Origin of the sequence: Pseudomonas cichorii (genome assembly GCF_015471405.1) — a bacterium.
GTDB lineage: Bacteria > Pseudomonadota > Gammaproteobacteria > Pseudomonadales > Pseudomonadaceae > Aquipseudomonas > Aquipseudomonas serbiensis.
The window spans coordinates 45,049-70,035 of sequence record NZ_BLVZ01000008.1; the positions used below are offsets into that span (position 1 = coordinate 45,049).

General features: G+C 60.1%; 24 protein-coding genes and 1 riboswitch. Of the genes, 10 read left to right on the forward strand and 14 right to left on the reverse strand.

Annotation, left to right across the window (positions count from 1 at the left end):
• The first annotated feature begins 7 nt into the window (after nucleotides 1–7).
• From otnK to otnI, 4 genes are all read left to right on the forward strand, one after another.
• Nucleotides 8–1,297, forward strand: coding sequence for a 3-oxo-tetronate kinase (otnK, locus tag JL015_RS13850; RefSeq protein WP_201018848.1), 1,290 nt, complete (start codon nucleotides 8–10; stop codon nucleotides 1,295–1,297).
• Nucleotides 1,297–1,935 (forward strand): 3-oxo-tetronate 4-phosphate decarboxylase, encoded by a 639-nt coding sequence (gene otnC / locus JL015_RS13855; RefSeq protein WP_201005141.1) that lies wholly within the window; start codon nucleotides 1,297–1,299, stop codon nucleotides 1,933–1,935. Before otnK ends, otnC begins: the two co-directional genes overlap by 1 nt.
• Nucleotides 1,936–2,096: 161 nt before the next feature.
• Nucleotides 2,097–3,554 carry a GntT/GntP/DsdX family permease gene (locus JL015_RS13860; protein ID WP_201018849.1) on the forward strand — a complete coding sequence of 486 codons (1,458 nt, stop codon included), beginning with the start codon at nucleotides 2,097–2,099 and terminating at the stop codon, nucleotides 3,552–3,554.
• A gap of 21 nt (nucleotides 3,555–3,575) precedes the next feature.
• The gene (gene otnI, locus JL015_RS13865; protein ID WP_201018850.1) at nucleotides 3,576–4,355 is read left to right on the forward strand and encodes a 2-oxo-tetronate isomerase; all 780 of its coding nucleotides are present in this window, start codon (nucleotides 3,576–3,578) and stop codon (nucleotides 4,353–4,355) included.
• A gap of 45 nt (nucleotides 4,356–4,400) precedes the next feature.
• Here the strand turns inward: otnI and JL015_RS13870 are convergent, their stop codons facing one another.
• Nucleotides 4,401–4,799, reverse strand: coding sequence for an acyl-CoA thioesterase (locus tag JL015_RS13870; RefSeq protein WP_201005147.1), 399 nt, complete (start codon nucleotides 4,797–4,799; stop codon nucleotides 4,401–4,403).
• Nucleotides 4,800–4,961: 162 nt separating this feature from the next.
• Nucleotides 4,962–5,066: riboswitch (S-adenosyl-L-homocysteine riboswitch) on the forward strand.
• A 23-nt stretch (nucleotides 5,067–5,089) separates the two neighbouring features.
• Between JL015_RS13870 and ahcY the strand changes: the two genes are divergently transcribed.
• The 3 genes from ahcY (at nucleotide 5,090) to JL015_RS13885 (ending at nucleotide 9,789) form a co-directional block, all read left to right on the forward strand.
• Nucleotides 5,090–6,499 (forward strand): adenosylhomocysteinase, encoded by a 1,410-nt coding sequence (gene ahcY / locus JL015_RS13875; protein ID WP_201018851.1) that lies wholly within the window; start codon nucleotides 5,090–5,092, stop codon nucleotides 6,497–6,499.
• A 188-nt stretch (nucleotides 6,500–6,687) separates the two neighbouring features.
• Nucleotides 6,688–7,533 (forward strand): methylenetetrahydrofolate reductase [NAD(P)H], encoded by an 846-nt coding sequence (gene metF / locus JL015_RS13880; RefSeq protein ID WP_201018852.1) that lies wholly within the window; start codon nucleotides 6,688–6,690, stop codon nucleotides 7,531–7,533.
• Between the two features lie 366 nt (nucleotides 7,534–7,899).
• Complete coding sequence (locus JL015_RS13885; RefSeq protein ID WP_201018853.1) at nucleotides 7,900–9,789, forward strand: DEAD/DEAH box helicase; 1,890 nt, start codon at nucleotides 7,900–7,902, stop codon at nucleotides 9,787–9,789.
• Between the two features lie 105 nt (nucleotides 9,790–9,894).
• On the opposite strand, the gene JL015_RS13890 is transcribed toward JL015_RS13885, so the two are convergent.
• The 3 genes from JL015_RS13890 to JL015_RS13900 all read right to left on the reverse strand — a co-directional run bounded on the left by JL015_RS13890 (nucleotide 9,895) and on the right by JL015_RS13900 (nucleotide 13,200).
• The gene (locus JL015_RS13890) at nucleotides 9,895–10,473 is read right to left on the reverse strand and encodes a YceI family protein (protein ID WP_201018854.1); all 579 of its coding nucleotides are present in this window, start codon (nucleotides 10,471–10,473) and stop codon (nucleotides 9,895–9,897) included.
• A gap of 27 nt (nucleotides 10,474–10,500) precedes the next feature.
• Nucleotides 10,501–11,049: a cytochrome b gene (locus JL015_RS13895; protein ID WP_201018855.1), complete on the reverse strand. Its 549-nt coding sequence runs from the start codon at nucleotides 11,047–11,049 to the stop codon at nucleotides 10,501–10,503.
• A 342-nt stretch (nucleotides 11,050–11,391) separates the two neighbouring features.
• Nucleotides 11,392–13,200 carry a flavin monoamine oxidase family protein gene (locus JL015_RS13900; protein ID WP_201018856.1) on the reverse strand — a complete coding sequence of 603 codons (1,809 nt, stop codon included), beginning with the start codon at nucleotides 13,198–13,200 and terminating at the stop codon, nucleotides 11,392–11,394.
• Nucleotides 13,201–13,388: 188 nt separating this feature from the next.
• On the opposite strand from JL015_RS13900, the gene JL015_RS13905 reads away from it, so the two are divergent.
• On the forward strand, nucleotides 13,389–14,795 hold the full coding sequence (locus JL015_RS13905) for an adenosylmethionine--8-amino-7-oxononanoate transaminase (RefSeq protein WP_201018857.1): 1,407 nt from the start codon (nucleotides 13,389–13,391) through the stop codon (nucleotides 14,793–14,795).
• A 191-nt stretch (nucleotides 14,796–14,986) separates the two neighbouring features.
• Complete coding sequence (locus JL015_RS13910) at nucleotides 14,987–15,706, forward strand: 16S rRNA (uracil(1498)-N(3))-methyltransferase (RefSeq protein WP_201018858.1); 720 nt, start codon at nucleotides 14,987–14,989, stop codon at nucleotides 15,704–15,706.
• Nucleotides 15,707–15,790: 84 nt separating this feature from the next.
• Here JL015_RS13910 and trhA read toward each other — a convergent pair whose 3' ends face one another.
• Nucleotides 15,791–16,405, reverse strand: coding sequence for a PAQR family membrane homeostasis protein TrhA (gene trhA / locus JL015_RS13915; RefSeq protein WP_201019030.1), 615 nt, complete (start codon nucleotides 16,403–16,405; stop codon nucleotides 15,791–15,793).
• Between the two features lie 141 nt (nucleotides 16,406–16,546).
• On the opposite strand from trhA, the gene JL015_RS13920 reads away from it, so the two are divergent.
• Entirely contained in the window at nucleotides 16,547–17,470 is a 924-nt protein-coding gene (locus JL015_RS13920) for a LysR family transcriptional regulator (RefSeq protein ID WP_201018859.1), read from the forward strand.
• Between the two features lie 99 nt (nucleotides 17,471–17,569).
• Here JL015_RS13920 and madM read toward each other — a convergent pair whose 3' ends face one another.
• The 9 genes from madM to mdcA form a co-directional block, all read right to left on the reverse strand.
• A complete protein-coding gene (madM, locus tag JL015_RS13925; RefSeq protein WP_201005167.1) occupies nucleotides 17,570–18,334 on the reverse strand; it encodes a malonate transporter subunit MadM in 765 nt (254 codons plus the stop codon).
• Nucleotide 18,335: 1 nt separating this feature from the next.
• Nucleotides 18,336–18,752 (reverse strand): malonate transporter subunit MadL, encoded by a 417-nt coding sequence (gene madL / locus JL015_RS13930; protein WP_201005168.1) that lies wholly within the window; start codon nucleotides 18,750–18,752, stop codon nucleotides 18,336–18,338.
• 72 nt (nucleotides 18,753–18,824) lie between these two features.
• Nucleotides 18,825–19,760, reverse strand: coding sequence for a malonate decarboxylase subunit epsilon (gene mdcH, locus JL015_RS13935; protein ID WP_201018860.1), 936 nt, complete (start codon nucleotides 19,758–19,760; stop codon nucleotides 18,825–18,827).
• Nucleotides 19,757–20,395 (reverse strand): malonate decarboxylase holo-ACP synthase, encoded by a 639-nt coding sequence (locus tag JL015_RS13940; RefSeq protein WP_201018861.1) that lies wholly within the window; start codon nucleotides 20,393–20,395, stop codon nucleotides 19,757–19,759. The genes mdcH and JL015_RS13940 overlap by 4 nt, the downstream gene beginning before the upstream one ends.
• Entirely contained in the window at nucleotides 20,389–21,189 is an 801-nt protein-coding gene (gene mdcE, locus JL015_RS13945) for a biotin-independent malonate decarboxylase subunit gamma (RefSeq protein ID WP_201018862.1), read from the reverse strand. Before mdcE ends, JL015_RS13940 begins: the two co-directional genes overlap by 7 nt.
• Nucleotides 21,186–22,037, reverse strand: a complete 852-nt coding sequence (locus JL015_RS13950) for a biotin-independent malonate decarboxylase subunit beta (protein WP_201005172.1) — start codon at nucleotides 22,035–22,037, stop codon at nucleotides 21,186–21,188. The genes mdcE and JL015_RS13950 overlap by 4 nt, the downstream gene beginning before the upstream one ends.
• Nucleotides 22,030–22,329 carry a malonate decarboxylase subunit delta gene (locus JL015_RS13955; protein ID WP_201005173.1) on the reverse strand — a complete coding sequence of 100 codons (300 nt, stop codon included), beginning with the start codon at nucleotides 22,327–22,329 and terminating at the stop codon, nucleotides 22,030–22,032. The genes JL015_RS13950 and JL015_RS13955 overlap by 8 nt, the downstream gene beginning before the upstream one ends.
• 2 nt (nucleotides 22,330–22,331) lie before the next feature.
• Nucleotides 22,332–23,207: a triphosphoribosyl-dephospho-CoA synthase gene (locus JL015_RS13960; RefSeq protein WP_201005175.1), complete on the reverse strand. Its 876-nt coding sequence runs from the start codon at nucleotides 23,205–23,207 to the stop codon at nucleotides 22,332–22,334.
• Entirely contained in the window at nucleotides 23,207–24,883 is a 1,677-nt protein-coding gene (mdcA, locus tag JL015_RS13965; protein ID WP_201018863.1) for a malonate decarboxylase subunit alpha, read from the reverse strand. The genes JL015_RS13960 and mdcA overlap by 1 nt, the downstream gene beginning before the upstream one ends.
• Nucleotides 24,884–24,987 lie beyond the last annotated feature (104 nt).

A 24,987-nucleotide genomic window follows, 5' to 3' on the forward strand; every position in this document is an offset into this window, starting at 1 on the left:
GCGCCCCATGACTCTGACCTCCTCCCGCCCGTTGCTGGGCTGCATCGCCGATGACTTCACCGGCGCCACGGACCTGGCCAACATGTTGGTCCGCGGCGGTATGCGCACTGTGCAAAGCATCGGTATCCCGAGCGCTGAAATGGCTGCCGGTCTTGATGCCGACGCCATCGTGATTGCCCTCAAATCACGTACCACGCCAACAGCCGAAGCCGTGGAAGAATCCCTGGCCGCTCTGGAGTGGCTGCGCGAGCGCGGCTGCGAACAGATTTTCTTCAAGTACTGCTCGACCTTCGACTCGACTGCCGCTGGCAATATCGGCCAGGTCAGCGAAGCTCTGCTGGCCAGGCTCAACAGCGATTTCACCCTGGCCTGCCCGGCCTTCCCGGAAAACGGTCGCACCATCTTCCGTGGCCATCTGTTCGTGCAGGATCAACTGCTCAACGAATCGGGCATGCAGAACCACCCGCTGACCCCAATGACCGACGCCAGTCTGGTGCGTGTCCTGCAAGAGCAGACCAGCAAGAAAGTCGGCCTGTTGCGCTACGACACCGTCGCCAAGGGCGTGGACGCCGTACGCAGCAAGATCGCCGAGCTGCGCGCCGACGCCGTGGGCATGGCAATTGCCGATGCCGTCTCCGATGCCGATCTGTATGTGCTGGGCGAAGCCTGTGCCGACCTGCCGTTGCTGACCGGTGGCTCAGGCCTGGCGCTGGGCCTGCCGGGCAACTTCCGCAAGGCAGGCAAGCTGCGCGATATCGATGCTGCAAAACAGGCCGCAGTCAGCGGTGGCGAAGTCGTCCTGGCAGGCAGCGCTTCGGTGGCCACCAATGGTCAGGTCGCGGCCTGGCTGGAAGGCAACCGTCCTGCCCTGCGCATCAATCCGCTGGACCTCGCGGCTGGCAAGCCGGTGGTCGAGCAGGCACTGGCGTTCGCGCGTAATGCCGGGCAAACCGTTCTGATCTACGCCACCAGCACGCCGGACGAAGTCAAGGCCGTGCAAAAGGAACTGGGCGTCGAGCGCTCCGGTGCCATGGTCGAGGAGGCGCTGGGCCAGATCGCCAAAGGCTTGCTGGAGTCGGGTGTACGTCGCTTTGTCGTCGCCGGTGGCGAAACCTCCGGCGCAGTCGTCCAGGCACTGGGCGTGCAACTGTTGCAGATCGGCGCACAGATCGATCCGGGCGTTCCGGCGACAGTCAGCAACGGCGCACAACCGCTGGCGCTGGCACTCAAGTCCGGCAACTTCGGTGCCCGTGACTTCTTCGCCAAAGCCCTCAAGCAACTGGCAGGAGAAGCTTGATGAGCAGCGAAAAAGCCCTGCGCGAAGAAATCTGCGATGTCGGCAGGCTGCTTTATGGCCGTGGCTACACGGTCGGCAGCGCCGGCAACATCAGCGCCCGCCTCGACGATGGCTGGCTGATCACCCCGACCGACGCCTGCCTGGGCCGTCTGGACCCGGCGGATATCGCCAAGGTCAATCTGGCGGGTGAATGGGTGTCCGGCAACAAGCCGTCCAAGACCCTGGCCCTGCATCGCGAGGTCTATGACCGCAACCCTGAAGTGGGCGGCGTGGTGCATACCCACTCGACACATCTGGTCGCTCTGACACTGGCTGGCGTCTGGAAAGAAGACGACATCCTGCCGCCATTGACGCCGTATCAGGTGATGAAAGTCGGGCATATCCCGCTGATTGGCTACGAGCGTCCAGGCTCCCCGAAAGTCGCCGAGCGCGTCGCGCAACTGGCCAACAGTGTGCGCGGCGTGATGCTGGAACGACTGGGCCCGGTGGTCTGGGAAAGCTCGGTCGCAAAGGCCTGCTATGCCCTGGAAGAACTCGAAGAAACCGCTCGCCTGTGGCTGATGACCAACCCCAAGCCTGCGCCACTGGAACCCGCCGCCCTTGAAGAGCTGCGTCAGGTTTTCGGCGCGAAGTGGTAATTCGCAAGCATTGATCGGGAGTCGTTCCTCGACTCTTGATCGACTACGGCACCACCAAAGACAATAACAACAGGACTCAAGAGCATGAATCACCCCTATCTCGCTTTTGTCAGCTATTGCTCAGCGTTTGTCTCGCTCACTCCTTGCGGGAGTACACGGGCATGACTCCCTTCATGTTGATGGCCATCGCGGGCGCAGGTATCGCGCTGCTGCTGTTCCTGGTTCTCAAATACAAATTCCAGCCTTTCGTTGCCCTGATGCTGGTCAGCATCATCGTGGCGCTGGTCGCCGGTGTTAAACCGGCCGATCTGGTCGCGACCATCGAAGGCGGCATGGGCAAGACCCTTGGTCATATCGCGATCATCATTGCCCTGGGCGCGATGATCGGACGCATCATCGAACTGTCGGGAGGCGCCGAAGCACTGGCCAAGACGCTGATCGAGCGCTTCGGTAACAAGCGCACACCATTGGCGCTGACGGTTGCCGGTTTCATGGTCGGCATTCCAGTGTTCTTCGAGGTTGGCGTGATCATCCTTATGCCACTGGCCTACGGCGTGGCACGGGCCGCACGCAAACCGCTGCTGATCTTCGCCTTGCCGATGTGCGCCGCATTGCTGGCCGTGCATGCATTCCTGCCGCCACATCCGGGTGCCGTCGCCGCTGCCAGCCAGTTGGGCGCAGACCTGGGTCGTGTACTGATGCTGGGCATTCCGATGGTCGCGGTGCTGTGCATCATCGGCTACTTCGTCGCCGGGCGCATGACCCGCAAGACCTACCCGATGACCGACGATATCCGCAGCGAAGTCTACGGCCCGCACGTCACCAACGAAGACCTCGAAGCCTGGGCGCGCAACGACTATTCCACCGTTCGCGAAGCGACTCAGGCCAGGACACTGGGTGGCGAAGAAAGCGCCAGCAGCCTTGCAAGCAAACTGCCGCCAGCGCCTGCACCGGGTTTCGGCCTGATCATTGCCCTGATTCTGCTGCCTATCATCCTGATCCTGCTGGGTACGCTGGCCACCACCATGTTGCCTGTGACCTCAACCCTGCGCAGCGTGCTGACCGTATTGGGCGCGCCTCTGGTTGCCCTGTTGATCGATACCCTGCTGTGCGCCTGGCTGCTGGGTTCGCGTCGTGGCTGGAGCCGTTCCCAGGTATCGGATGTGATCGGTTCGGCATTGCCGGGCGTAGCCATGGTGATCCTGATCGCCGGTGCCGGTGGTGTGTTCGGTAAAGTGCTGGTCGATACCGGGATTGGCGCGGTGGTTTCCGAAGCCCTGCGCAATACCGGCCTGCCGGTTCTGGCTCTGGGCTTTCTGCTGACCTTGCTGTTGCGTGCCGTTCAAGGCTCTACCACTGTGGCGCTGGTGACTACTGCCGGTATTCTCAGCCCGCTGATCGCTACGCTCGACCTGAGCGCCAACCACCTGGCCCTGCTTTGCCTGGCCATGGGCGGTGGCGGTCTTGCCATGTCGCACATCAACGATGCGGGCTACTGGATGTTCACCAAGCTGGCGGGCCTGAACGTCGCCGACGGCTTGCGCACCTGGACCGTACTGGTCACGCTGCTGGGTACATTGGGCTTCGTCCTGACCCTGCTGCTTTGGCCATTCGTCTGACCTTTAAAGACTGGAGTTAACATGCCTCGTTTTGCCGCCAACCTCAGCATGCTGTACCCACAGCATGACTTCCTTGAGCGCTTCGCCGCAGCCGCTGCCGATGGTTTCGGCGCGGTCGAGTATCTGTTCCCCTACGACTACAGTCCGCAGGAGCTCAAGCAACGCCTGAGCGACAACGGTCTGGTGCAGGCGCTGTTCAATGCTCCACCGGGAGACTGGGCTGCCGGTGAACGAGGCATCGCCACCTTGCCGGGCCGTGAAGCTGAGTTTCGCAGCGGCATCGAACGTGCGCTGGAATACGCGCAAGTGCTGGGCAATGACCGGATTCACGTCATGGCAGGCCTGCTTCCCAGTGAAGACCTGCGTCAGCGCCATCAGGCGGTGTATCTGGAGAATCTGGCATTCGCGGCTGAACAGGCCAGAACTGTCGGAGTGACCGTGCTGATCGAGCCGATCAACACTCGCGACATGCCTGGCTTCTTCCTCAACCGCCAGGATCAGGCGCAGGAGATTTGCCGCCAGGTGGGCACCGACAATCTCAAGGTTCAGTTCGACTGCTACCACTGCCAGATCGTCGAAGGTGATCTGACAGCCAAGCTGCGCCGCGATTTTGCAGGGATTGGCCACATCCAGATCGCAGGTGTGCCGGATCGTCATGAACCGGACCTTGGCGAGCTGAACTACGCGCACCTGTTCGAGGTGATCGACCAGTTGGGCTATAAAGGCTGGATCGGTTGCGAATATCGTCCGAAGGGCGATACCAGCGAAGGCCTGGCGTGGCTACGCCAATTGCAGGGCTGATCGCTTGCCGTCCTGCCTCAGCGTTTGAGGCAGGACGCTTCCTTATTACTCTTCTGCTATGTCGAACTGGTCCTTGATATAGCGGATTTCAGTACGGCCATGGGGCGCAGGCAATCCATCGTCGCCCAGATTGACGAACACCATCTTCTCTACCGTCAGAATGCTCTTGCGGGTGATCTTGTTACGGACTTCACACGTCAGGGTAATCGACGTCCGCCCGAACTCGGTGGCGGTAATCCCCAATTCAATGATGTCGCCCTGGCGCGAAGCGCTGACAAAGTTGATTTCAGAAATGTACTTGGTCACTACACGCTGATTGCCCAACTGGACGATGGCATAGATTGCAGCCTCTTCATCGATCCAGCGCAACAGGCTACCGCCGAATAACGTACCGTTGGGGTTGAGGTCTTCGGGCTTGACCCACTTGCGGGTGTGGAAATTCATATTCACTCCTGAGCGACTGCCAATGGATGCCTTCATGGCAGCATACCTAAAAACCCGAAGCCTGGGATTTCACTGATAGAAAACCTTGGGAAGAATCGCGAGCACAGCTATACTGCCATCCGTTTCAAAACGGTCATCTTCGCTTGATACCGTTCCCGCCACCTGTCCGAGGGGCGCTGCAGCAGGTTTTCCCTGTCAGGCTCGGATGGGGCGTTGTTTGACCGGTCCACTGGTCAAGCCTTAAACGCACAACGGCGCCCATTCGCATTTTTATGGAATGGAGACTCTCAATGAGTGCTGTAATCACGCCTGCAGAATTCAACGATTTCAAGGTAGCCGATATTTCCCTGGCAGCCTGGGGCCGTCGCGAAACCATCATCGCCGAATCCGAAATGCCTGCCCTGATGGGTCTGCGCCGCAAGTACGCCGGTGAGCAACCGCTCAAGGGCGCCAAGATCCTCGGCTGCATCCACATGACCATCCAGACTGCCGTGCTGATCGAAACACTGGTCGCACTGGGCGCTGAAGTTCGCTGGTCGTCGTGCAACATTTTCTCCACCCAGGATCAGGCCGCTGCCGCAATCGCCGCTGCCGGCATTCCTGTCTTCGCCTGGAAAGGCGAAACCGAAGAAGAATACGAGTGGTGCATCGAGCAGACCATCCTGAAAGATGGCCAGCCATGGGACGCCAACATGATCCTCGACGACGGCGGCGACCTGACCGAGATCCTGCACAAGAAATACCCACAGATGCTGGATCGCATCCATGGCGTAACCGAAGAGACCACCACTGGCGTTCACCGCCTGCTGGACATGCTGGCCAAGGGCGAACTGAAAATCCCGGCCATCAACGTCAACGACTCCGTCACCAAAAGCAAGAACGACAACAAGTACGGCTGCCGTCACAGCCTGAACGACGCCATCAAGCGCGGCACCGACCACCTGCTGTCCGGCAAGCAGGCGCTGGTCATCGGTTACGGTGACGTGGGCAAGGGTTCGGCCCAGTCGCTGCGTCAGGAAGGCATGATCGTCAAGGTCACCGAAGTCGATCCGATCTGCGCCATGCAAGCCTGCATGGACGGTTTCGAAGTGGTTTCCCCGTTCATCGACGGCGAAAACGACGGCACCGAAGCCAGCATCGACAAGGCCCTGCTGGGCAAGATCGACCTGATCGTGACCACCACCGGCAACGTCAACGTCTGCGACGCGAACATGCTCAAGGCGCTGAAAAAGCGCGCTGTGGTCTGCAACATCGGTCACTTCGACAACGAAATCGACACCGCTTTCATGCGCAAGAACTGGGCATGGGAAGAAGTGAAGCCACAGGTTCACAAGATCCACCGCACCGGCGCTGGCACTTTCGATCCACAGAACGATGACTACCTGATCCTGCTGGCCGAAGGCCGTCTGGTTAACCTGGGCAACGCCACAGGCCACCCAAGCCGCATCATGGACGGCTCGTTCGCCAACCAGGTTCTGGCACAGATCTTCCTGTTCGGCCAGAAGTACGCCGACCTGTCGCCAGCCCAGAAAGCAGAGCGCCTGACCGTTGAAGTACTGCCGAAGAAACTCGACGAAGAAGTGGCCCTGGAAATGGTCCGCGGCTTCGGCGGCGTCGTGACCAAACTGACCAAGGCCCAGGCCGACTACATCGGCGTGACCGTCGAAGGTCCGTTCAAGCCACACGCATATCGTTACTAAGTAGCGGCAAGCTGCAAGCCACAGGCAGCAAGTAAAAGCATTCCGTTTGCTTGCTGCCCGGGCCTGAAGCCTGCTCCTTTTATCGCTATTCATGCAGCCGTGAGCTGTAAGCTCCAGACTCTTGAGACAGGCGCACAGCCCTCTTGCAGCTTGGAGCTTGAAGCTTGCCGCTGGAGGCTCCCTCCACCATGTCCCAAGACCGCCGTTTCAGCTTCGAGTTCTTCCCGACCAAGACCGACGCTGGGCATGAAAAGCTGCTGACCGTTGCGCGTCAGTTGGCCAGCTACAACCCGGATTTTTTCTCCTGCACCTATGGTGCCGGTGGCTCCACCCGTGACCGCACGATCAACACCGTGCTGCAGCTGGAAAACGAAGTCAGAATCCCTGCTGCACCGCACCTGTCGTGCGTTGGCGACAGCAAAGCCCAATTGCGCGAGCTGCTGACCCAGTACAAGAATGCCGGGATCAAGCGTATCGTCGCCCTGCGCGGTGACCTGCCATCCGGTATGGGCATGGCCAGCGGTGAACTTCGTTACGCCAGTGACCTGGTGTCCTTCATTCGTGAAGAAACCGGCGGTCACTTCCATATCGAAGTGGCGGCGTACCCGGAGATGCATCCCCAGGCCCACAACTTCGACGACGACGTGAAAAACTTCGTCCACAAGGCCAAGGCCGGTGCCGACAGCGCAATCACCCAGTACTTCTTCAACGCCGACAGCTATTTCCACTTTCTGGAGCGCGTACAGAAGAAGGGTGTGAACCTGCCGATCGTGCCGGGCATCATGCCTATCACCAACTACAGCAAACTGGCCCGTTTCTCGGATGCCTGCGGTGCGGAAATTCCGCGCTGGGTCCGCAAACAGCTGGAAGCCTATGGTGACGATATCCAGAGCATCCAGGCCTTCGGTGAGCAAGTCATCACCGAAATGTGCGAGCGCCTGCTCGAAGGCGGCGCACCGGGTCTGCACTTCTACACGCTCAACCAGGCAGAACCAAGCCTGGCCATCTGGAACAACCTGAAGCTGCCACGCTGACAGGGTATTCTCCAGGCAGGGTCTTTCGGCAATCGATGTCCGAAAGATCCTGCAGCAAAAACCGTTGGGCAGCATGAAAGCAGCGCAGCGCGTTTGCTCTGTTATACTCCAGCCTTCCCGCCAGGCTTACGCCCGGACGCTCGGTCTTGCAGAAGCCATCTCGATCACGAAAACAGCGCATTTCCAACCCGCGCCGATGACACGAGATGAATCAAAGACCCTGCAGGACCGGACGGGATCGCGTCTTCTCAGTCTCTGTACACAAGGCCGGCAATCAAGCGATTGGCCGCTTCTACGAGACCTGAACGTCATTCGCGCCAGGCAGACTATCCCTTGAGCTCAAGCTCCAACAGAACAGGATTACTCATGTCCTTTGCTTCCCTCGGTCTCTCCGAGGCTTTAGTCCGCGCTATCGAGGCAGCGGGCTATACCCAGCCTACTCCGGTGCAACAGCGGGCCATCCCCGCCGTGTTGCAAGGTCGCGACCTCATGGTTGCGGCACAGACAGGTACTGGTAAAACCGGTGGCTTCGCCCTCCCGATTCTGGAGCGGTTGTTCCCCAACGGTCATCCGGACAAATCCCAGCGTCACGGCCCGCGCCAACCCCGCGTTCTGGTCCTGACCCCAACCCGCGAGCTGGCTGCCCAGGTCCACGACAGCTTCAAGATCTATGCCCGCGATCTGAAGTTCGTCAGCGCCTGCATCTTCGGCGGCGTCGGCATGAACCCGCAGGTCCAGGCCATGGCCCGTGGCGTGGACGTGCTGGTGGCCTGCCCTGGCCGCCTGCTCGACCTGGCCGGCCAAGGCAGCGTCGACCTGTCCCACGTTGAAATCCTGGTGCTCGATGAAGCAGACCGGATGCTCGACATGGGTTTCGTCCATGACGTGAAAAAGGTACTTGCCCGCCTGCCTGCCAAGCGCCAGAACCTGCTGTTCTCGGCGACGTTCTCCAACGACATCACCGCCCTGGCTGGCAAGTTGCTGCACAACCCGGAGCGCATCGAAGTCACGCCACCGAACACCACGGTCGAGCGTATCGAGCAACGGGTTTTCCGTCTGCCAGCCAACCACAAGCGCTCGCTGCTGGCGCACCTGATCACTCAGGGCGCGTGGGAGCAGGTGCTGGTTTTCACCCGCACCAAGCACGGCGCCAACCGTCTGGCCGAGTACCTGGACAAGCACGGCCTCAGCGCTGTCGCGATCCACGGCAACAAGAGCCAGAATGCCCGTACCAAAGCCCTGGCCGACTTCAAGGCAGGCGAAGTGCGGATCATGGTCGCCACCGATATCGCCGCCCGCGGCCTGGATATCGACCAGTTGCCACACGTGGTCAACTTCGAGCTGCCTAACGTCGATGAAGACTACGTTCACCGTATCGGTCGTACCGGCCGTGCGGGCCGTACCGGCGAGGCGATCTCGCTGGTCGCGCCGGACGAAGAGAAGCTGCTCAAAAGCATCGAGCGCATGACCCGTCAGAAAATCCCTGACGGCGATCTGATGGGCTTCGATATCAATGCCGTCGAGGCCGAAAAGCCTGAAGTTCGCGAGCGTCCGGATGTTCGTAATCCGCGTGCGCCTCGTGCTCCACGCGGTGAAGGCGAAAAGAGCAGCAACAACGGCGGCCGTCGCGACAAGGGCAAGGACAAAGGCAAGGAAAAACCTGCGGCCGCAGCTTCCGGCGAACGTCCGGCACGCCAGCCGCGGGAAAGAAAACCTCGCGAAGGCACGCCACGCGAACAGCGTCAGTCGCAACCGCCACGTCCATCGTCCGATCGCGCACCTGACGAGTTCCTGGATGACGAAGTGGATAACTTCGGTAACCGCGCTGACTATGTAAGCCCTTACCAAGGCAAGAACCAGGGTCGCGGTCGTCGTCCTGGAGCGCCTGCCGCTCCGGGCGCAACACCTGCTGGCGCCGGACGTCCGCAAGGCTCAGGCCGCCCGGGCAACCCACGCAGTTCAGGCAGCGGAGCCGGCACCGGCGGCGCACCCGCCAAACGCAATGGCTCGGGTTCCGGCCCGCGCAATGGCGGTGCCCGTGACGGCCAGCCGCGTAATCGCCGCCCGGCACGTGACGATCAGCCTCGTCAGGAACCGGCAGTTCGCAGCCAGCGTGAAGGCCAGCAGCCGCAGCCGAAAATCGTGCACAAGGAATCGAAAATCGACCGGTTCCCTTCTGCCGAGCAGCTCGATCAGTTGCCAAGCCGCCCACGCGGTGAAAAACCGGCCCTGCTGACTCGCAACCGCGATAACTGACGGCATGGCTGAAACAGAAACGCCCCGACTGGTTCGGGGCGTTTTTGTATGTGGCTAAAACAGGAACGCCGACACAAGGTCGGCGTTCCGTCGATCAGACAGCGCTTACTTCTTCTGGACACCTTCGAGGGTGATGTCCAGGTCCAGCGTCTGAGAAGTCGGACCTGGGCCTTTGATGCCGAAGTCGTTCAGGTTCAGAGTGCTGGTGCCGTTGAAGCCGGCACGGTAGCCGCCCCATGGATCCTTGCCTTCGCCGTTGAAGGTAGCCTTGATCACGATTGGCTTGGTGACGCCGTGCAGGGTCAGGTCGCCAGTGACGTCAGCGGTTTTCGCGCCGGTGGATTTGACGCTGGTGGAAACGAACTTGGCTTCAGGGTATTTGCCAGCGTCCAGGAAGTCCTTGCTGAGGATGTGCTTGTCGCGCTCGGCATGGTTGGTGAACAGGCTGGCGGTTTTCAGTTCGACAGCGATCTTGCTGGCTTCAGGCTTGGCAGCGTCGAAGCTGAAAGTACCGTCCCAGTCCTTGAACGTGCCGTGGATGAAGCTGTAGCCCAGGTGGCTGATCTTGAAGTCGATGAAAGCGTGCTGGCCTTCCTTGTCGATCACGTAATCAGCAGCCATCGCCTGACCGGCAGACAACAGAGCGGTACCCAGAGCCAGAGCGGCGAGAGACTTCTTCAACATGCTTTTATTCCCGTTTTGGTTGAACAATCAGTTACGACCCAGCATACGCTTGAGGGTCACATCGCGATCGATGAAGTGGTGTTTCAGTGCAGCCAGGCCATGGAACCCCGCAAAAACCACGATGAGCCATGCCAGATAAAGATGAATCCAGCCCGCCGTTTCCGCCTGTTCGGGAAGGCCACTGACCAGCGCTGGCACCTCGAACAAACCGAAAACCGGAATCCCCACGCCGTCGGCGGTGGAAATCAGGTAACCGGCGAACATCACAGCAAACAGAACGACATACAGAAACAAGTGACCAAATGCAGCACCAATGCGCGTCAGCTTACTGTAGCTGGCCAATGGTGGAGGCGGCGGGCTGAGCAGGCGCCAGACCACACGGAACAGCATCACTGCAAACAGTGTGATACCGATGCTCTTGTGCAGATCGGGCCCGGCCTTGCGCCAGGTATCGTAATAATCCAGTCCCACCATCCATAGCCCAAGCGCAAACAACCCGAAGACCACAACCGCTACACCCCAATGCAGCACCATGCCGACCAGACCGTAGCGAGAGGATGAATTACGTAACTGCATCGCAAATACCCTGTAATAAGTGTTACCAGACTAGCTTTTTATCTATCGAATGAAAGCGCAAAATTTCGCTCTGAACTATCGAAAAATACGATGAATATTTTTCTACCCTCTACCTTTCGATTTTCCACCTGGGTCCTTTTCGACGACCGCAGGCTGTTCTGCTGACGCAGCATCTCGATAAATCACACTCAGTAACACTGTGCCATGACCGTCGGCATTTCGATGGCGATGAACGGCACTATTACGAAAGTTCCTCTGCACAGGTTGATAAAGAACGAATTCACCGCGCATAAAAAAAGGGCGCGGTGTTTATCCGCGCCCTTCCTGTCAGCGATGGCTGGTTCAGTTCTTGACGTCAGCCGATGCTGCTTCGGTTTTAGCCGATGCTTTCGGAGCCGTGGCCGGCTTGGCAGGTGCCTTTTCCTTCACAGCCTCTTTCTTGGCGGCCTCTTTTTTCACAGGCTCTTTTTTCACAGCTTCCTTGGCAGGCGCTTTCTTGGCTGGTTCAGCCTTGGCCGGAGCCTTCTTGGCAGGCTCGGCTTTCGCAGGCGTCTTGGCCGGTTCAGCCACCGGCGTAACCACAGGAGCGACAGGCACAGGCGCCGGAAGCGGAGCTGGAGCTGGCTCGGGAGCTTTCTCGACCGGCTTCTCGGCAGGTTTTTCAGCAGGCTTGTCGGAAGAACCACCGAACAGATTGCTGAAGAAACCACCTTCTGACTTCTGCACCGCAGGAGCAGGTGCCGCAGGAGGAACCACCTTTACCGGCTCGAACGACTTGCCCGCCGCCAGATCCTGTACCTGACTGGCTGCACGCTGACCGCTGCGCAGAGCGCCTTCCAGCGTGCCGGGATACAGAGCGTCAGTGTGTTCACCCGCAAAAGCTACACGCTGCACGGGCTTTTCCCACAGACGCCAGTACTTGCTGATCTGACCGGGGCCAAAGGCCAGGTAAGAACCGCCTGTCGAAGGATCGACGCTGTAACGGCGGATTTCATAGCCGGTGTAGGCACCACGCGCCTGTGGATAAAACGTGTGCAAGCGGATCAGTACCTGATCGACCAGTTGCTTGTCGCCAAACGCCTGCATGATCCGGGCATTGTCGCCAGACAGGTTGATCACCACATTGGCACCGCCCTTGAGTGCTGGCTCGATCCACAGCATGCCCAGGCCGGTATTGCTGAAGATCTCGCCCGACATGCGCGCCTTGCTGTCCCAGACCGGCGTCTTGAACTTGAGCATGATCTGGTCGCGCCAGCCATAGTTGGTGCCCTTGAGGGCGCCCATGTGCTGGGCATCCAGCGCAGGCGTCATCTGAATATTGCTCAGCGAGCGCAAAGGCACGGCCAGCACCACGTAGTCGGCGCTGTAACCGACTGCGCCGACCTTGACCGTTACGCCGTCCTTTTCCTGCACGATGGCCGATACCGGAGAGCTGGTCTTGATGGTCTTGAGCTGTTTGACGAAAGCCTGGGCCAGCACCACGCTGCCACCCGGCAGACGTGCAGCGCGCTGATCGCGCTCATCCACTGCGCGGTAAACCCGCGACTGCTGGGCAAAATACAGCAGCGACAGACGCGAAGGCTCGTCATAGCGAGTACGGATCTGCTGATTGATCAACTGCCGCGCCGTCGCAGGCAGGTTCAGACGATCCAGCCAGTTGGACACGTTGATCTGATCCAGAGCGAACAGCGTGCTGTTGGCGGCCGGGTTTTCAGGGTTCTCGATGGAGCGCGCCAGGTTGTCCAGCGTCTCCTCGTAGCGCTTGATGGCCTCGGCGGTTGCCGGTTGCTTGAGCGCCAGATCGGCCTGGGTGAAATGCACACCGTCGATCAGATAACCGGGCGTCCGCACAAACTCAGGAGCCGGCACGCTCTGGATCTTGAAGCTGTCCAGATAACGGTTCAGAACCGGCTGCGCCTTGGCATTGCCGATCCACTCGCTGGTGGCAAGCCCCGAACGGCCGCCAATATTGGCCCTGGCCTCCAGCAGCGTCACCTGCCAGCCTTTGTTCTGCAACTCATAAGCCGCCGTCAGGCCTGCCAGCCCGCCTCCGACGACAATGGCTGTACGTTGTTTTTCATTCGCAAGCGTCGAAACGCTGACCAGCCCTATCACTACCAGCGCACACGCGCGCAGCCACCCAGAAAGCATTCCGTGAACTCCGAAAAACGTGGGGAAATTGCTAAAAACAACGAAGAGGCGCGCAGCATACGCCAGCCATAAAATGCCCGCCAGCGATGTTCTATACGATACAAATGGTTGTCCCACGGCCAGGCATTGCATAGGCTTGCGCGATTGTTCGCACTCGCGTCATGCGAGCCGCTACCCGGAGATTGCAAATGGGCCTGAATGACCAGTGGATGCAACGCGACCTCAAGGTCCTGTGGCACCCCTGCACGCAGATGAAAGATCACGAAAACCTGCCACTGATTCCGATCAAACGCGGCGAAGGCGTCTGGCTGGAAGACTTTGAAGGCAAGCGTTATCTGGATGCCGTCAGTTCCTGGTGGGTCAACGTGTTCGGCCACGCCAACCCGCGCATCAACCAGCGGATCAAGGATCAGGTCGATCAACTGGAGCATGTCATCCTCGCAGGCTTCAGCCATCAGCCGGTGATTGAACTGTCCGAGCGGCTGGTCAAGCTTACTCCCGAAGGCCTTACACGCTGCTTCTACTCCGATAATGGCTCGTCCTGCATCGAAGTGGCGCTGAAAATGAGCTTTCACTACTGGCTCAATCGCGGCCAGCCGAACAAGAAACGCTTCGTGACCCTGACCAACAGCTATCACGGCGAAACCATGGCCGCGATGTCAGTGGGCGACGTGCCGTTGTTCACCGAAACCTATAAAGCGCTGCTGATGGACACCATCAAAGTGCCGAGCCCGGACTGCTATAACCGCCCGCAAGGCATGAGCTGGGAAGAACACTCGCGCAACATGTTCGCGGCCATGGAACAGACTCTGGCCGAGCATCACGACAGCGTTGCAGCCGTGATCGTCGAGCCGTTGATTCAGGGCGCGGGCGGCATGCGCATGTATCACCCGATCTATCTCAAGCTGCTGCGCGAGGCCTGTGATCGTTATGGCGTGCATCTGATTCACGATGAAATCGCCGTGGGCTTCGGCCGTACCGGCAGCATGTTTGCCTGTGAACAGGCCGGCATCCGCCCGGACTTCCTGTGCCTGTCCAAGGCCCTGACCGGCGGTTATCTGCCACTGGCCGCCTGCCTGACCACAGACGAAGTGTACGACGCCTTCTACGACGACTACCCGACGCTTCGCGCCTTCCTGCACTCCCACAGCTACACCGGCAACCCGCTGGCGTGTGCGGCGGCATTGGCGACCCTCGATATCTTCGAGCAGGACAATGTCATCGAGAACAACAAGGCGCTGGCACAACGCATGGCCACGGCCACCGCGCATCTGGTGGATCACCCGCATGTAGCCGAAGTGCGCCAGACCGGCATGGCACTGGCCATCGAAATGGTCCAGGACAAAGCGACCAAAACCGCTTACCCGTGGCAGGAGCGCCGAGGCCTGCAGGTTTTCCAGCACGCTCTGGAGCGCGGTGCGCTGTTGAGGCCGCTGGGCAGCGTGGTGTACTTCCTGCCGCCGTACGTGATCACACCCGAGCAGATCGACTTCCTGGCCGAAGTCGCCAGCGAAGGCATCGACATCGCTACCCGCAGCAGCATCAGCGTGGCCGTGCGAGAGAACTTCCATCCGGATTTTCGTGACCCCGGTTAAAACCCGTTAAACGGTAGGAGCGAATTTATTCGCGAGACGTCATTCAAGGCAGTGAATTTGTATGGGATGTACCGGCCTTTCGCGAATGAATTCGCTCCTACGGAAATTCCTGTTTTGTTTGATGACGGGGGGATTCATCCCCGAAAGCCACACACTGCACTTGTTAAAAAACAATCACCCAGAGAACCACCATGAGACTGTCCCGCTTCTTCATCGACGCCACCTTGAGCCTCGGCGAGCACGAATTGCCCGAGGCCCAGGCACACTACATCAGTCGCGTACTGCGCATGGCCGAGGGCGATGCGCTGCAACTGTTCGATGGCTCGGGCACGGAGTTTCTCGGCACACTGGTGGAAGTCGGCAAGAAGCGCGTGCGCGTCCAGCTTGTTGAAAGCCTTGCCGGGCAGATCGAATCGCCGCTGCGCATTCATCTGGGCCAGGGCCTGTCGCGTGGCGAGCGGATGGACTGGGCCATCCAGAAAGCCACAGAACTGGGCGTCAGTGAAATAACCCCGATTGTCAGCGAACGCTGCGAAGTGCGCCTCAAGGACGAACGCGCCGAAAAGCGCCAGGCGCACTGGCAACAGATTGCAATCAGCGCCTGCGAACAATGCGGCCGCTCCGTGGTGCCAGTGATTCATCCACCGATGCCTCTGGCCGACTGGCTCAAACGCACCGAAGCAGGCCTCAAGCTGGTCCTGCATCCAGTCGCCGAAGCTCTGACCAGCCACGAAAAACCGACGACCCTGGCCTTCCTGATCGGCCCTGAAGGCGGTTTGAACGACGCGGAAGTCGAACAGGCCAGGGAAGCAGGCTTCCACTCCGCCCGCCTGGGCCCGCGCGTGCTGCGCACCGAGACAGCGCCGGTGGTTGCGCTGAGTGTCGCGCAGCAGTTATGGGGTGATTTCTAAATCACGCGCTTCCTTGTGGAAGGGGGCTTGCCCGCGACGGCGTCAAATGAATCGTCGCCAGCAAGCTGCCTCCCACAGAATTCGCTACAAAACGTAGAACCAGATCGCTATGAAATGCATCAGGCTTCCGGCAATCACGAACAGGTGCCAGATCCCGTGCCAGTGGCGAATATGGTCAAACACGAAAAAGATGATGCCGACGGTGTAAAGCACTCCGCCACCGGCAAGCCATATAAAGCCCGCCAGCCCCAGCGCAGCCAGCAATGGCTTGACCGCCACCAGCACGATCCAGCCCATCACGGCATAGATCACGATGGACATGATCCGGGCTTCTGAACGTGGTTTGATTTCCTGCAGGATGCCGATCAACGCCAGCCCCCAGACGACTCCGAACAGACTCCAGCCCCACGGACCGCGCAATGTCACCAGGCAGAACGGCGTGTAGCTGCCCGCAATCATCAGATAGATCGAAAAATGATCGACCTTCTGCATGATGGCCTTAGCGCGCCCGCGAACGCTGTGATACACCGTCGAGACGCTGTACAGAATCACCAGGCACACCCCGTAGATCGCCATGCTGACAACCTTCCAGATATCGCCGTGCAGACTCGCCATCACCAGTAACCAGATGGCGCCGGCCGCCGCCAATATCGCGCCTACCAGATGTGACCAAGCGTTGAATTTTTCTCCGTAGTACATCCGCACGTTACCTCTGACTACACGAAACAGCTGTTGTAGAGGCTCCCGGTTATTGATGTAAAGCGCAATGCAGATATTTGCAGCAGTCATCGTCTTCAGGGTCAGGCACAATCAACGCACACCAACAACAAGCGCCACGACATGCAGATCGATGACGAGCTAACCCTGAAAAAACTGGAAATCTTCCTGGCCTTCATGCGCACAGGCAATCTGGCGCGGGCTGCGGCGGAATTGCAGACCAGCAATGTCAGCGTGCATCGCGCCATTCATTCGCTGGAAAGCGCCCTGCGCTGCCCGCTGTTCAAACATGAAGGCCGTAACCTGACGCCACTGGAAAGCGCCTACGTGCTGGAAGAGCGCGCACAGAAGCTGATTCAGGACGTGCTGACCACCGTCGAAATGACCCGCCAGGCGGCCGGTTTCTCAGCCGCACGTTTCAAGCTTGGCGCGCTGTACTCCCTGACGGTCAAGACCATTCCGCAGCTAATCATGGGCCTGAAGATCCGCCGCAGCGAACTGAATATCGACTTGATTCTGGGCTCGAACATCGACCTGTTCTACAAGCTCAAGAACATGGAAGTCGATGCGATGCTGGTCTCGCTGGATGAAAGCCTCAATGACCCGGACTGCGAGCATCTGCCGCTGTTTTCCGACGATATCTTCCTCGCCGTACCTGCCGACTCGCCCTTCTCCCAGCATCAGGAAGTGGACCTGAGCGACCTGTACGAATCGACCTTCATTACCCTGACCCAAGGCTTCGCCACCCACCGCGACGGTGTGCGGGTATTTCAACAGGCGGGGTTCGAGCCCAAGGTGGCGATGCAGGTGAACGACATCTTCACACTGCTGAGCATGGTCAGCTCAGGCGTGGGTTACGCCCTGCTGCCGGGCCGCATCGCAGCCGTGTATGAAAACCGCGTGCGACTGATCCCGCTGCAGGAACGCTATCGCATGCAACAGCACATCGGCCTGGTGTTTCTCAAATCCAGAGAGCGGGACCCGAACCTGCTGGCACTGATTGCCGAATGCCGGATGTATACAAACCGCCTGACCAATATCGCGTAGGAGCGAATTTATTCGCGGAGGCGGAGCTGCAAGCTGCAAGCTGCAAGCTGCAAGCTTTTGACTTGAAGCTTAAAGCTTGCAGCTTGCCGCTCCAACGCCCTATCCCACAATGGCCCGCACGATGAAGTACAGCAATGACGGCCCGAGCAGGCAGCCCAGCCCGGTGTGGAAGGTAGCGGTCAAGGCGCCATAAGGCACCAGACGCCGGTCGGTCGCAGCAAGGCCGGCGGTCACGCCGCTGACGGTTCCGGCCAGGCCGCCGAAGACCATTGCCGAGCGCGGGTTGTCCAGGCCCATCCAGCGTGCGGCCATCGGTGTTCCGACCATCACCAGAATCGCCTTGATCAAACCGGTGGCGATGGACAAGGCCATGACATCCGAGGACGCCCCAAGCGCAGCGCCTGTCACCGGGCCGACGATGTAGGTGACCGCGCCCGCGCCGATGGTGGTCATGCTGATTGCGTCGCGATAACCAAATACCCAGGCAATGCTCGCCCCGACAATGAACGGCAGGATGGTGCCCAGAAACAGCGCAACCGCGCCGATCATGCCGGCCTTGCGCGCCTCGGTGGCCTGCACCTCGAACGCCGTGGCAACGATGGCGAAGTCGCGCAGCATCGCACCACCCATCAGGCCGATCCCGGAGAACAGCGCCATATCAGCCAGGCCCTTTTGCCCGCCGGTCAACGTGCCGCCAACCCAGGCCAGGATCAGGCCGATGACAATCGCAATGGCCGAGCCATGCACTCGTCCAAAGGTCAGCCGTTTGGACAGAATGACCGAAATCCACATGATCACGCCAACGAAAGCGAAGGCTGTAATCAGACCGTTGTGTTCAAGACCTTTCTCGATGAGATCCCACATATCAGCGACCTCCCACAGGCGTTGCAGTCGGGATCACGTCCGGCTCTTCCTTGGGCAGCGGCTCACCCCGATTGGTACGGCTGATCAACGCAATGGTGCAGGCACACAGCACCACCGAACCGATGGCTGCCAGCACGGCGACAGGTCCGCCCTTGAGTGCAGTCACCACGTTTTGTTGAGCGGCCATGGCCACCACCACTGGAATGTACATCGCGCCCCAGAAGCCGACGCCCATTTCGCAGTCCTTGCTCATGCCGCCGTTTTTCTGCATCCACAGGCGGGCGCAGATCAACAGGATCATGGCGATACCGACACCGCCCACATTGGATTTGACGCCCAGCAGAACGCCGAGCATGTCACCGAGAATCACCCCCGAAAGAGTGCAAATAGCCAGCAGAGCTACACCGTAGATAATCATTGTTGTTATTCCTCAATTGCGTTGCCGAAGTTGTTGTTTTTGTCCTTCGCAGCAGCATTGCACTCAGCATTTCTATGGATTGCGGGTTCCCTCCTCTCGCGACAACGCGACCAGACTGTCCAGGCGAGCGCCTTGAAAGGCGACTGCCGTTCCTTGTTCGAACACCTTGCGCGCCAGCCCCGTCAGCACGGTGCCAGGCGGTAATTCGATCTGTAGCCGCACGCCGCGCTCGTAGGCGGTCTGCACGGTACTGCGCCAGTCGATGACACGGCACATGTTGAAAGTCAGGTCATCACGCAGCTTTTCAGCATTCACGATGGGGCGCGCCGTACTGCCGCTGAGGTAACGCACTTTGGGCACCTCAAGCCGGACGCTGGCGAATGCCTTGGCCAACACCTGCGCAGGCTCTTCCAGCAGAGCGCAATGGGACGGCACGCTCACGGCCAGCCGTTTGACGGCGGCTGCACCGGCCTCTTTTGCCAGACGCCCGACCCGTTCCATCGCCTGGCTGCTGCCTGCAATGACGCATTGGTTCTCGGCGTTGATATTGGCCAGAAACACCGGCGAATCCTGGCTGTGAACCTGAGCAATCGATGCCTCGATGCAGGCCTGATCCAGCCCGATAATGGCAGTCATGCCATAGCCTTCGGGGTAGGCGTTCTGCATCAACTCACCCCGCAAGGCCACCAGCCGAAGCGCATCCTCGAAAGCCAACGCATTGGCGACTACGGCTGCCGGATAAGCGCCAATCGACAAGCCTGCGACGTAATCCGGCTGACAACCGAGTTGTTGCAACACTCGGGCATAAGCCACTCCGGCGATCAACAGACAAAGCTGAACAGCACGGGTCGATTGCAGCGCGTCGGCGTGGTCAAGCCGCAGTACATCCTCATCCAGCACCTCGGCAGCTTCGCGCAGGCAATCACGCACCACGGGCGAGTCCGGCAACTGGTGCAACATGCCCGCCTGTTGCGCGCCCTGACCGGGAAACACCCAGAAGCTGCTCATGCGCACATCCTTGGCGGCTGCCATGGATCGCTGACCAGTCGGGCCTCTGTCGAGCTTTTGAGCAGAACCTGACGGGAAGCCCCGGCCCATTCACGCAACGCCACCGCCCCATCGTTCAGTTGCAGTTGGACATCGACCCGGCAGGTCGCTGTTTCCAGCGCCTCCACCAGCTCGGCCGCCCAACGGCGACTCACAAACTGCGGCGTGCGCAGAATCAGATCCAGATCGCTGCCCTGATGCAGTGCCGAAAAACCACTGGCCAGTTCAAAGCCCGCACTGCCGCTGACACCCCAACTCAACCCCAATACATCCATCACTGGACGAACCTGACGCAAGGCATCCAGCGCAGGCCAATTGCAAGGATTTCTAGTGGCAAGATGAGTCAGTTGCTCAGGGCGCACATGACGCTCGATAGCCGAGCAAGCCATGATCGCGGCATAACGCTGCTCGCGAAGCGACCCGCGAATACCCACCGCCACCTGCCCCGCTGCTACCGACGCACGGCGCACCACCACGGGCTGGCCCTTGCTGACCACTTCAAACACCCAGTCGGGTGCATCCGCAGGCAAGTCGGACAGAGGCATACCCCACAACAAGTCATGGGGCAGCACCGTCAGCGGGGTATTCATTACCACTGAGCCCGCAACAGTTGGCGCACGGTCGACGAGGCTGCACGATTGCTGGCCCCCAGACGACCGCTCAGGTCAGTGCCGCTACGCTGCACATCCTCGATGGCACTGCTCAGGACGTTCTGCACCTTGGCCAGATCATCCGCACCGGGCTGTTCGATCTGGCTGACCGGCAAGGTTTCCCAGAGCAGACCCAGACTCGCATAGTTGTCGATGTCATAGGCCATGGGCGGGATGCTGGCAGCGAGCTTTTCCAGCTCTTCGACACTGCGCAACGTCACACGGGCGGCGGACGCCTTGCCCATGGCATGCACCATTACCCCCGGATCACGCAGGGCAATCAGTCGGTTGGCTTGATAACCATGGGCCAGAAAGGCACCGGACATGGCTTTGCCCACCAACAGGCCAATCACCGGATGCCCGACCAGACGGGCACGAGCGTAACTGTCCACGGCACCCGCCAGTGCCTGGTGAATCCCCAAGGCTTCCTCGCGGCGGCCATAGGCCTGGCTCGGCACATCGATAATCGCGATCAACGCACGTTTGTGATCAGCCTGACGATCCAGTTCGATGGCATCGTCCACTGCCTTGGCCAGCCCCCAGCCTTCCAGCAAACCGACTTCCCCATTGCGCGCGCGGGGAAAACGGTTGTCGCCATCGGCGATTACGGCCAGAAAACGTACCGGCCGATTACCAAAGCTGCCGTCCGCGGCCTTAACCGATGCGGGCAAGCCCACCACTTCTCTGGCCTGCGCGCTCAAGGCGTTGAACCAGTTCAAACCACGTGGGGAATCACTCATGACTTGGCTCCTTGATAGAGGGTGCGCACCGCCTGCGGGTCAATCTGCGGCGTGGTGTCCAGGCGCGAGAGACGCTGCAGGAACAGGTCGTACTGGCTGCTGCGATGCTGGGCAGGTACGCCGTCACCGAGCCAGCCACTGACCTGCTGCCGGATATCCGCCACATCGTCAGCAGCAAAACCATCCACCAGTTCGCTGGCGAAACGTTGCTCACCACCGGTCAGGCTCCAGATAAACGGCCGGTCGCGAGAGTCATACTCTTCGATGCCCGCCTCCTGCTCGATCACCTGTGGGCCGTTCAAGCCCAGACGGGCCTCCTGGGTGACCAGCAAATAGCTGCACAAGCCTGCCGCGATGGACATGCCGCCAAAGCACCCGACACTGCCCGCCACCACACCGATCACCGGCTGGTACTGGCGCAGATCGACAATCGCCGCATGAATCTCGGCAATCGCTGCCAGTCCCAGATTGGCTTCCTGCAAACGCACGCCGCCGGTTTCCAGCAACAGAATCGCAGCGGTCGGAATGCCCTTGCGGTTGTCTTCGGCAGCCAGCTCCAGTGCTCCGGCCATTTTTGCGCCGCCCACTTCGCCCATGCTGCCGCCCTGAAACGCACCCTCGATGGCCGCAATCACTACAGGCCGACCATCAACCGTGCCCTTGGCGACCACAACACCATCATCGGCCTGAGGCACGACACCCTGGCGCTCCAGCCAGGGCGACATGACGCGAGCGAAAGGATCAAGCAGCTCACGAAAGCTGCCAGCATCCAGCAAGGCACGGGCACGCTGACGGGCACCCAGTTCGATAAAGCTGTGCTGGCTCAGCAAACGAGCGGTATCAGTCATGGCCGATCTCCTCGAAACCTTGTTCCAGACGCAGACGCACCACGCCCGGTGTCGCACCGAAATCATGGATATCGATGCTCAGGGCTGGCGGTGTCTGGCCATCGAACATGCGCTCGAACAGATGTTGCCAACGCGCAGATGCACCATTGACCGAGGTCACCACCTGGATCGACAGCTTGCCCGGCAAGCCCGGCTCCAGCAGCACTTCCAGGTCGCCCGACCCCACACAGCCCACCAATGCACGGCCTCTGGGCGGCTGCCCGGCAGGAAATTCAAAAGACAGGGTTTCCATGATCAAAGACTCCTCGATGAATGGCCGAGCGCAGGCTCAAGGCTATCGATAAACAGGCAGGCGGCGAGCAGATCGGCTGCGCCTCCAGGAGAAGCATTCAGGCTCAGCAGTTGCTGATCCAGCTCTTGCAGATAGCGGCGCCCTGCCAGGCTGGCACTGCCGCCAGCATCCAGAACCCGCTGTGCGCCGCGCTGCATGGCTTCAAGCCCGGTCATTCCGGAACGGTGCAGCACGCAGGTGTCCGCCAGAGTGGTCATGATCGACAGCAAGGCATCCAGCCGGGAATTCTGCTCGCCACAGCCCGCCGCACGGCTGTGTTGCAGTTGTGGCAGGCCAAAGCGGGTGATCGCCGGGAAGCCAAGCTGCGCCTGCTCCCGAGCCCCCATCGCGCCGTAACGTCGTGCGACTTCACGGCCATTGCTGGGCTGAGCGACGGCATAACGATCCTCGATCAGTGCCAACTGCGCAGCCCGCAAACAGATAGCCGCTGGCTTACAGTTTTCCGGTTCCAGCGCAGCAGCAGCCACCAGCAGCCCCAAGGCCCAGATAGCACCGCGATGAGTGTTCACACCAGCAGTGGCGCGCAGCATGTCGCTTTCACCTTCGCGCCCGAGCCTGCCCAAGGCCTCACGCAACGGTTGGCCTACTTCACCGAACTCCAGAGCGGCATCGGCCATTTGCTTGAAGGTTGGCCACAGCGACAGGGCCGACGCATGCATCAGGCCCAAGTGCAGATCGGTGTGCGCCCCGCTGCCGCGCCGGTCCACCAATGCAGGCTTGGGTGACAGGTCGGCTTCGTCTATCAGTGCTTCCACAGCCATATCGGCCAGGTGCTCGCCAAGGGTAACGGGTGGTGAATCCAGTTTGAGTGCGCGCATCACCAGCTCCTGAATTTCGCAGGCGGGTTGTACAAGCCGCCAGACCACTGGACCAGCTCGGCAATGCTCTTGGCAGCAAGCAATTCACGGCTGGCATCGGTGCGACGAATCCCCAGGTCCTCCGGCAAGGCAATCAGGCCCTCACGGCGCATGCGTGCAGTGTCCTTGGGGTTGTGGCGCATGCCGATCACCGTCACGCCTGCCACGGCGGCGATCATCGCCTGACGCTCTTCAAGGCTGCGTGCCTTGTACAGATAGGCGATGCCCTCTTCGGTGAGCAGGTGGGTGACGTCATCGCCATAGATCATGATCGGTGCCAGTGGCATGCCGCTCTTCTTGGCCACTTCAACTGCATCGAGAGTTTCGACAAAGGTGGGTTTGCCGCCTTCCTGGAAAGTCTCGACCATCTGCACCACCAGCTTCTTGCCACGCTCCAGATAAGCCTCGGGAGCATCGCCACTCTGCTGGCGCATATCGAGCCAGGCCGGAGTTGCATGGCGACGGCCGCGAGGGTCATGACCCATGTTGGGCGCACCACCGAAGCCTGCCAGCCGACCGCGAGTAACGGTCGAGGAATGCCCGTCGCCATCGACCTGCAAGGTCGCGCCGATAAACAGATCCACCGCGTACTGCCCGGCCAGTTGGCACAACTGGCGGTTGGAGCGCAGCGAGCCGTCACGCCCGGTAAAGAACACATCGGGCCGGGCGGCGATGTAGTTTTCCATGCCCAGCTCGGTGCCGAAGCAATGCACACTTTCGACCCAGCCACTTTCAATGGCGGGGATCAGCGTCGGGTGCGGATTGAGTGTCCAGTTGCGGCAGATCTTGCCTTTGAGGCCCAGAGATTCGCCGTAGGTCGGCAGGATCAGCTCAATGGCGGCGGTGTTGAAACCAATGCCGTGGTTGAGCGACTGAACGTTGTGTTTTTCATAGATGCCGCGAATCGCCATCATCGCCATCAGCACATGCACCGGCTTGATGTGGCGAGGATCGCGGGTGAACAGCGGCTCGATATAGAACGGCTTGTCAGCCACCACCACGAAATCGACCCAGGAGGCCGGGATGTCGACACGTGGCAGTTCGCTGACGTCATCCACCAACTGGTTGACCTGGACGATGACAATGCCGTCGCTGAAGGCTGCGGGCTCGATCAGAGCCGGAGTGTCTTCGGTGCTCGGGCCGGTGTAGATATTGCCTGCCCGGTCGGCCATGAAACCAGCGGCCAGCACCACGTTGGGGATCAGGTCCACCACCAGCCGAGAATAGAGTTCGATGTAAGTGTGGATGGCGCCGACTTCCAGCAACCCGTCTTCAAGCAACTGGCTGATGCGCAGGCTTTGCGTTCCGGCGAAAGAGAAATCCAGCTTGCGGGCGATGCCCTGCTCGAAAAGATCCAGATGCTCGGCCCGACCGACACTGGGCATGATCATGTGCAGATCGTGAACCTTGGCCGGATCGACCTTGGCCAGTGCCCGGGAAAGAAAGTCTGCCTGCTTCTGGTTGTTGCCTTCCAACACCACACGGTCCCCGGAAACCAGCAAGGCCTCCAGCGCCGCGACAATCTTGTCGGTCGGCAACACCACACCATCGGCGAGGGCTCGCACCTGTTCGAGCCGCCGCTGCTTCTCACTGCGACGACGCGACCAGCGTGCGTCGGGGTTCATTATTGTTGTCATGATCACTCCACGAATTCGCTGTCGTGGGTCACCTTAGGAGCGAAGGGTGTGGAGCATCAATCAAGCAGGGAGCGGAATCGTTACGGTTGGAGTAATGAATCGGG

Bases quoted from the DNA above. Each gene is read 5' to 3' on its own strand.
- otnK (WP_201018848.1), top strand. From the start codon at position 8: ATGACTCTGACCTCCTCCCGCCCGTTGCTGGGCTGCATCGCCGATGAC.
- otnC (WP_201005141.1), top strand. From the start codon at position 1,297: ATGAGCAGCGAAAAAGCCCTGCGCGAAGAAATCTGCGATGTCGGCAGG.
- JL015_RS13860 (WP_201018849.1), top strand. From the start codon at position 2,097: ATGACTCCCTTCATGTTGATGGCCATCGCGGGCGCAGGTATCGCGCTG.
- otnI (WP_201018850.1), top strand. From the start codon at position 3,576: ATGCCTCGTTTTGCCGCCAACCTCAGCATGCTGTACCCACAGCATGAC.
- JL015_RS13870 (WP_201005147.1), bottom strand. From the start codon at position 4,799: ATGAATTTCCACACCCGCAAGTGGGTCAAGCCCGAAGACCTCAACCCC.
- ahcY (WP_201018851.1), top strand. From the start codon at position 5,090: ATGAGTGCTGTAATCACGCCTGCAGAATTCAACGATTTCAAGGTAGCC.
- metF (WP_201018852.1), top strand. From the start codon at position 6,688: ATGTCCCAAGACCGCCGTTTCAGCTTCGAGTTCTTCCCGACCAAGACC.
- JL015_RS13885 (WP_201018853.1), top strand. From the start codon at position 7,900: ATGTCCTTTGCTTCCCTCGGTCTCTCCGAGGCTTTAGTCCGCGCTATC.
- JL015_RS13890 (WP_201018854.1), bottom strand. From the start codon at position 10,473: ATGTTGAAGAAGTCTCTCGCCGCTCTGGCTCTGGGTACCGCTCTGTTG.
- JL015_RS13895 (WP_201018855.1), bottom strand. From the start codon at position 11,049: ATGCAGTTACGTAATTCATCCTCTCGCTACGGTCTGGTCGGCATGGTG.
- JL015_RS13900 (WP_201018856.1), bottom strand. From the start codon at position 13,200: ATGCTTTCTGGGTGGCTGCGCGCGTGTGCGCTGGTAGTGATAGGGCTG.
- JL015_RS13905 (WP_201018857.1), top strand. From the start codon at position 13,389: ATGGGCCTGAATGACCAGTGGATGCAACGCGACCTCAAGGTCCTGTGG.
- JL015_RS13910 (WP_201018858.1), top strand. From the start codon at position 14,987: ATGAGACTGTCCCGCTTCTTCATCGACGCCACCTTGAGCCTCGGCGAG.
- trhA (WP_201019030.1), bottom strand. From the start codon at position 16,405: ATGTACTACGGAGAAAAATTCAACGCTTGGTCACATCTGGTAGGCGCG.
- JL015_RS13920 (WP_201018859.1), top strand. From the start codon at position 16,547: ATGCAGATCGATGACGAGCTAACCCTGAAAAAACTGGAAATCTTCCTG.
- madM (WP_201005167.1), bottom strand. From the start codon at position 18,334: ATGTGGGATCTCATCGAGAAAGGTCTTGAACACAACGGTCTGATTACA.
- madL (WP_201005168.1), bottom strand. From the start codon at position 18,752: ATGATTATCTACGGTGTAGCTCTGCTGGCTATTTGCACTCTTTCGGGG.
- mdcH (WP_201018860.1), bottom strand. From the start codon at position 19,760: ATGAGCAGCTTCTGGGTGTTTCCCGGTCAGGGCGCGCAACAGGCGGGC.
- mdcE (WP_201018862.1), bottom strand. From the start codon at position 21,189: ATGAGTGATTCCCCACGTGGTTTGAACTGGTTCAACGCCTTGAGCGCG.
- JL015_RS13950 (WP_201005172.1), bottom strand. From the start codon at position 22,037: ATGACTGATACCGCTCGTTTGCTGAGCCAGCACAGCTTTATCGAACTG.
- JL015_RS13955 (WP_201005173.1), bottom strand. From the start codon at position 22,329: ATGGAAACCCTGTCTTTTGAATTTCCTGCCGGGCAGCCGCCCAGAGGC.
- JL015_RS13960 (WP_201005175.1), bottom strand. From the start codon at position 23,207: ATGCGCGCACTCAAACTGGATTCACCACCCGTTACCCTTGGCGAGCAC.
- mdcA (WP_201018863.1), bottom strand. From the start codon at position 24,883: ATGACAACAATAATGAACCCCGACGCACGCTGGTCGCGTCGTCGCAGT.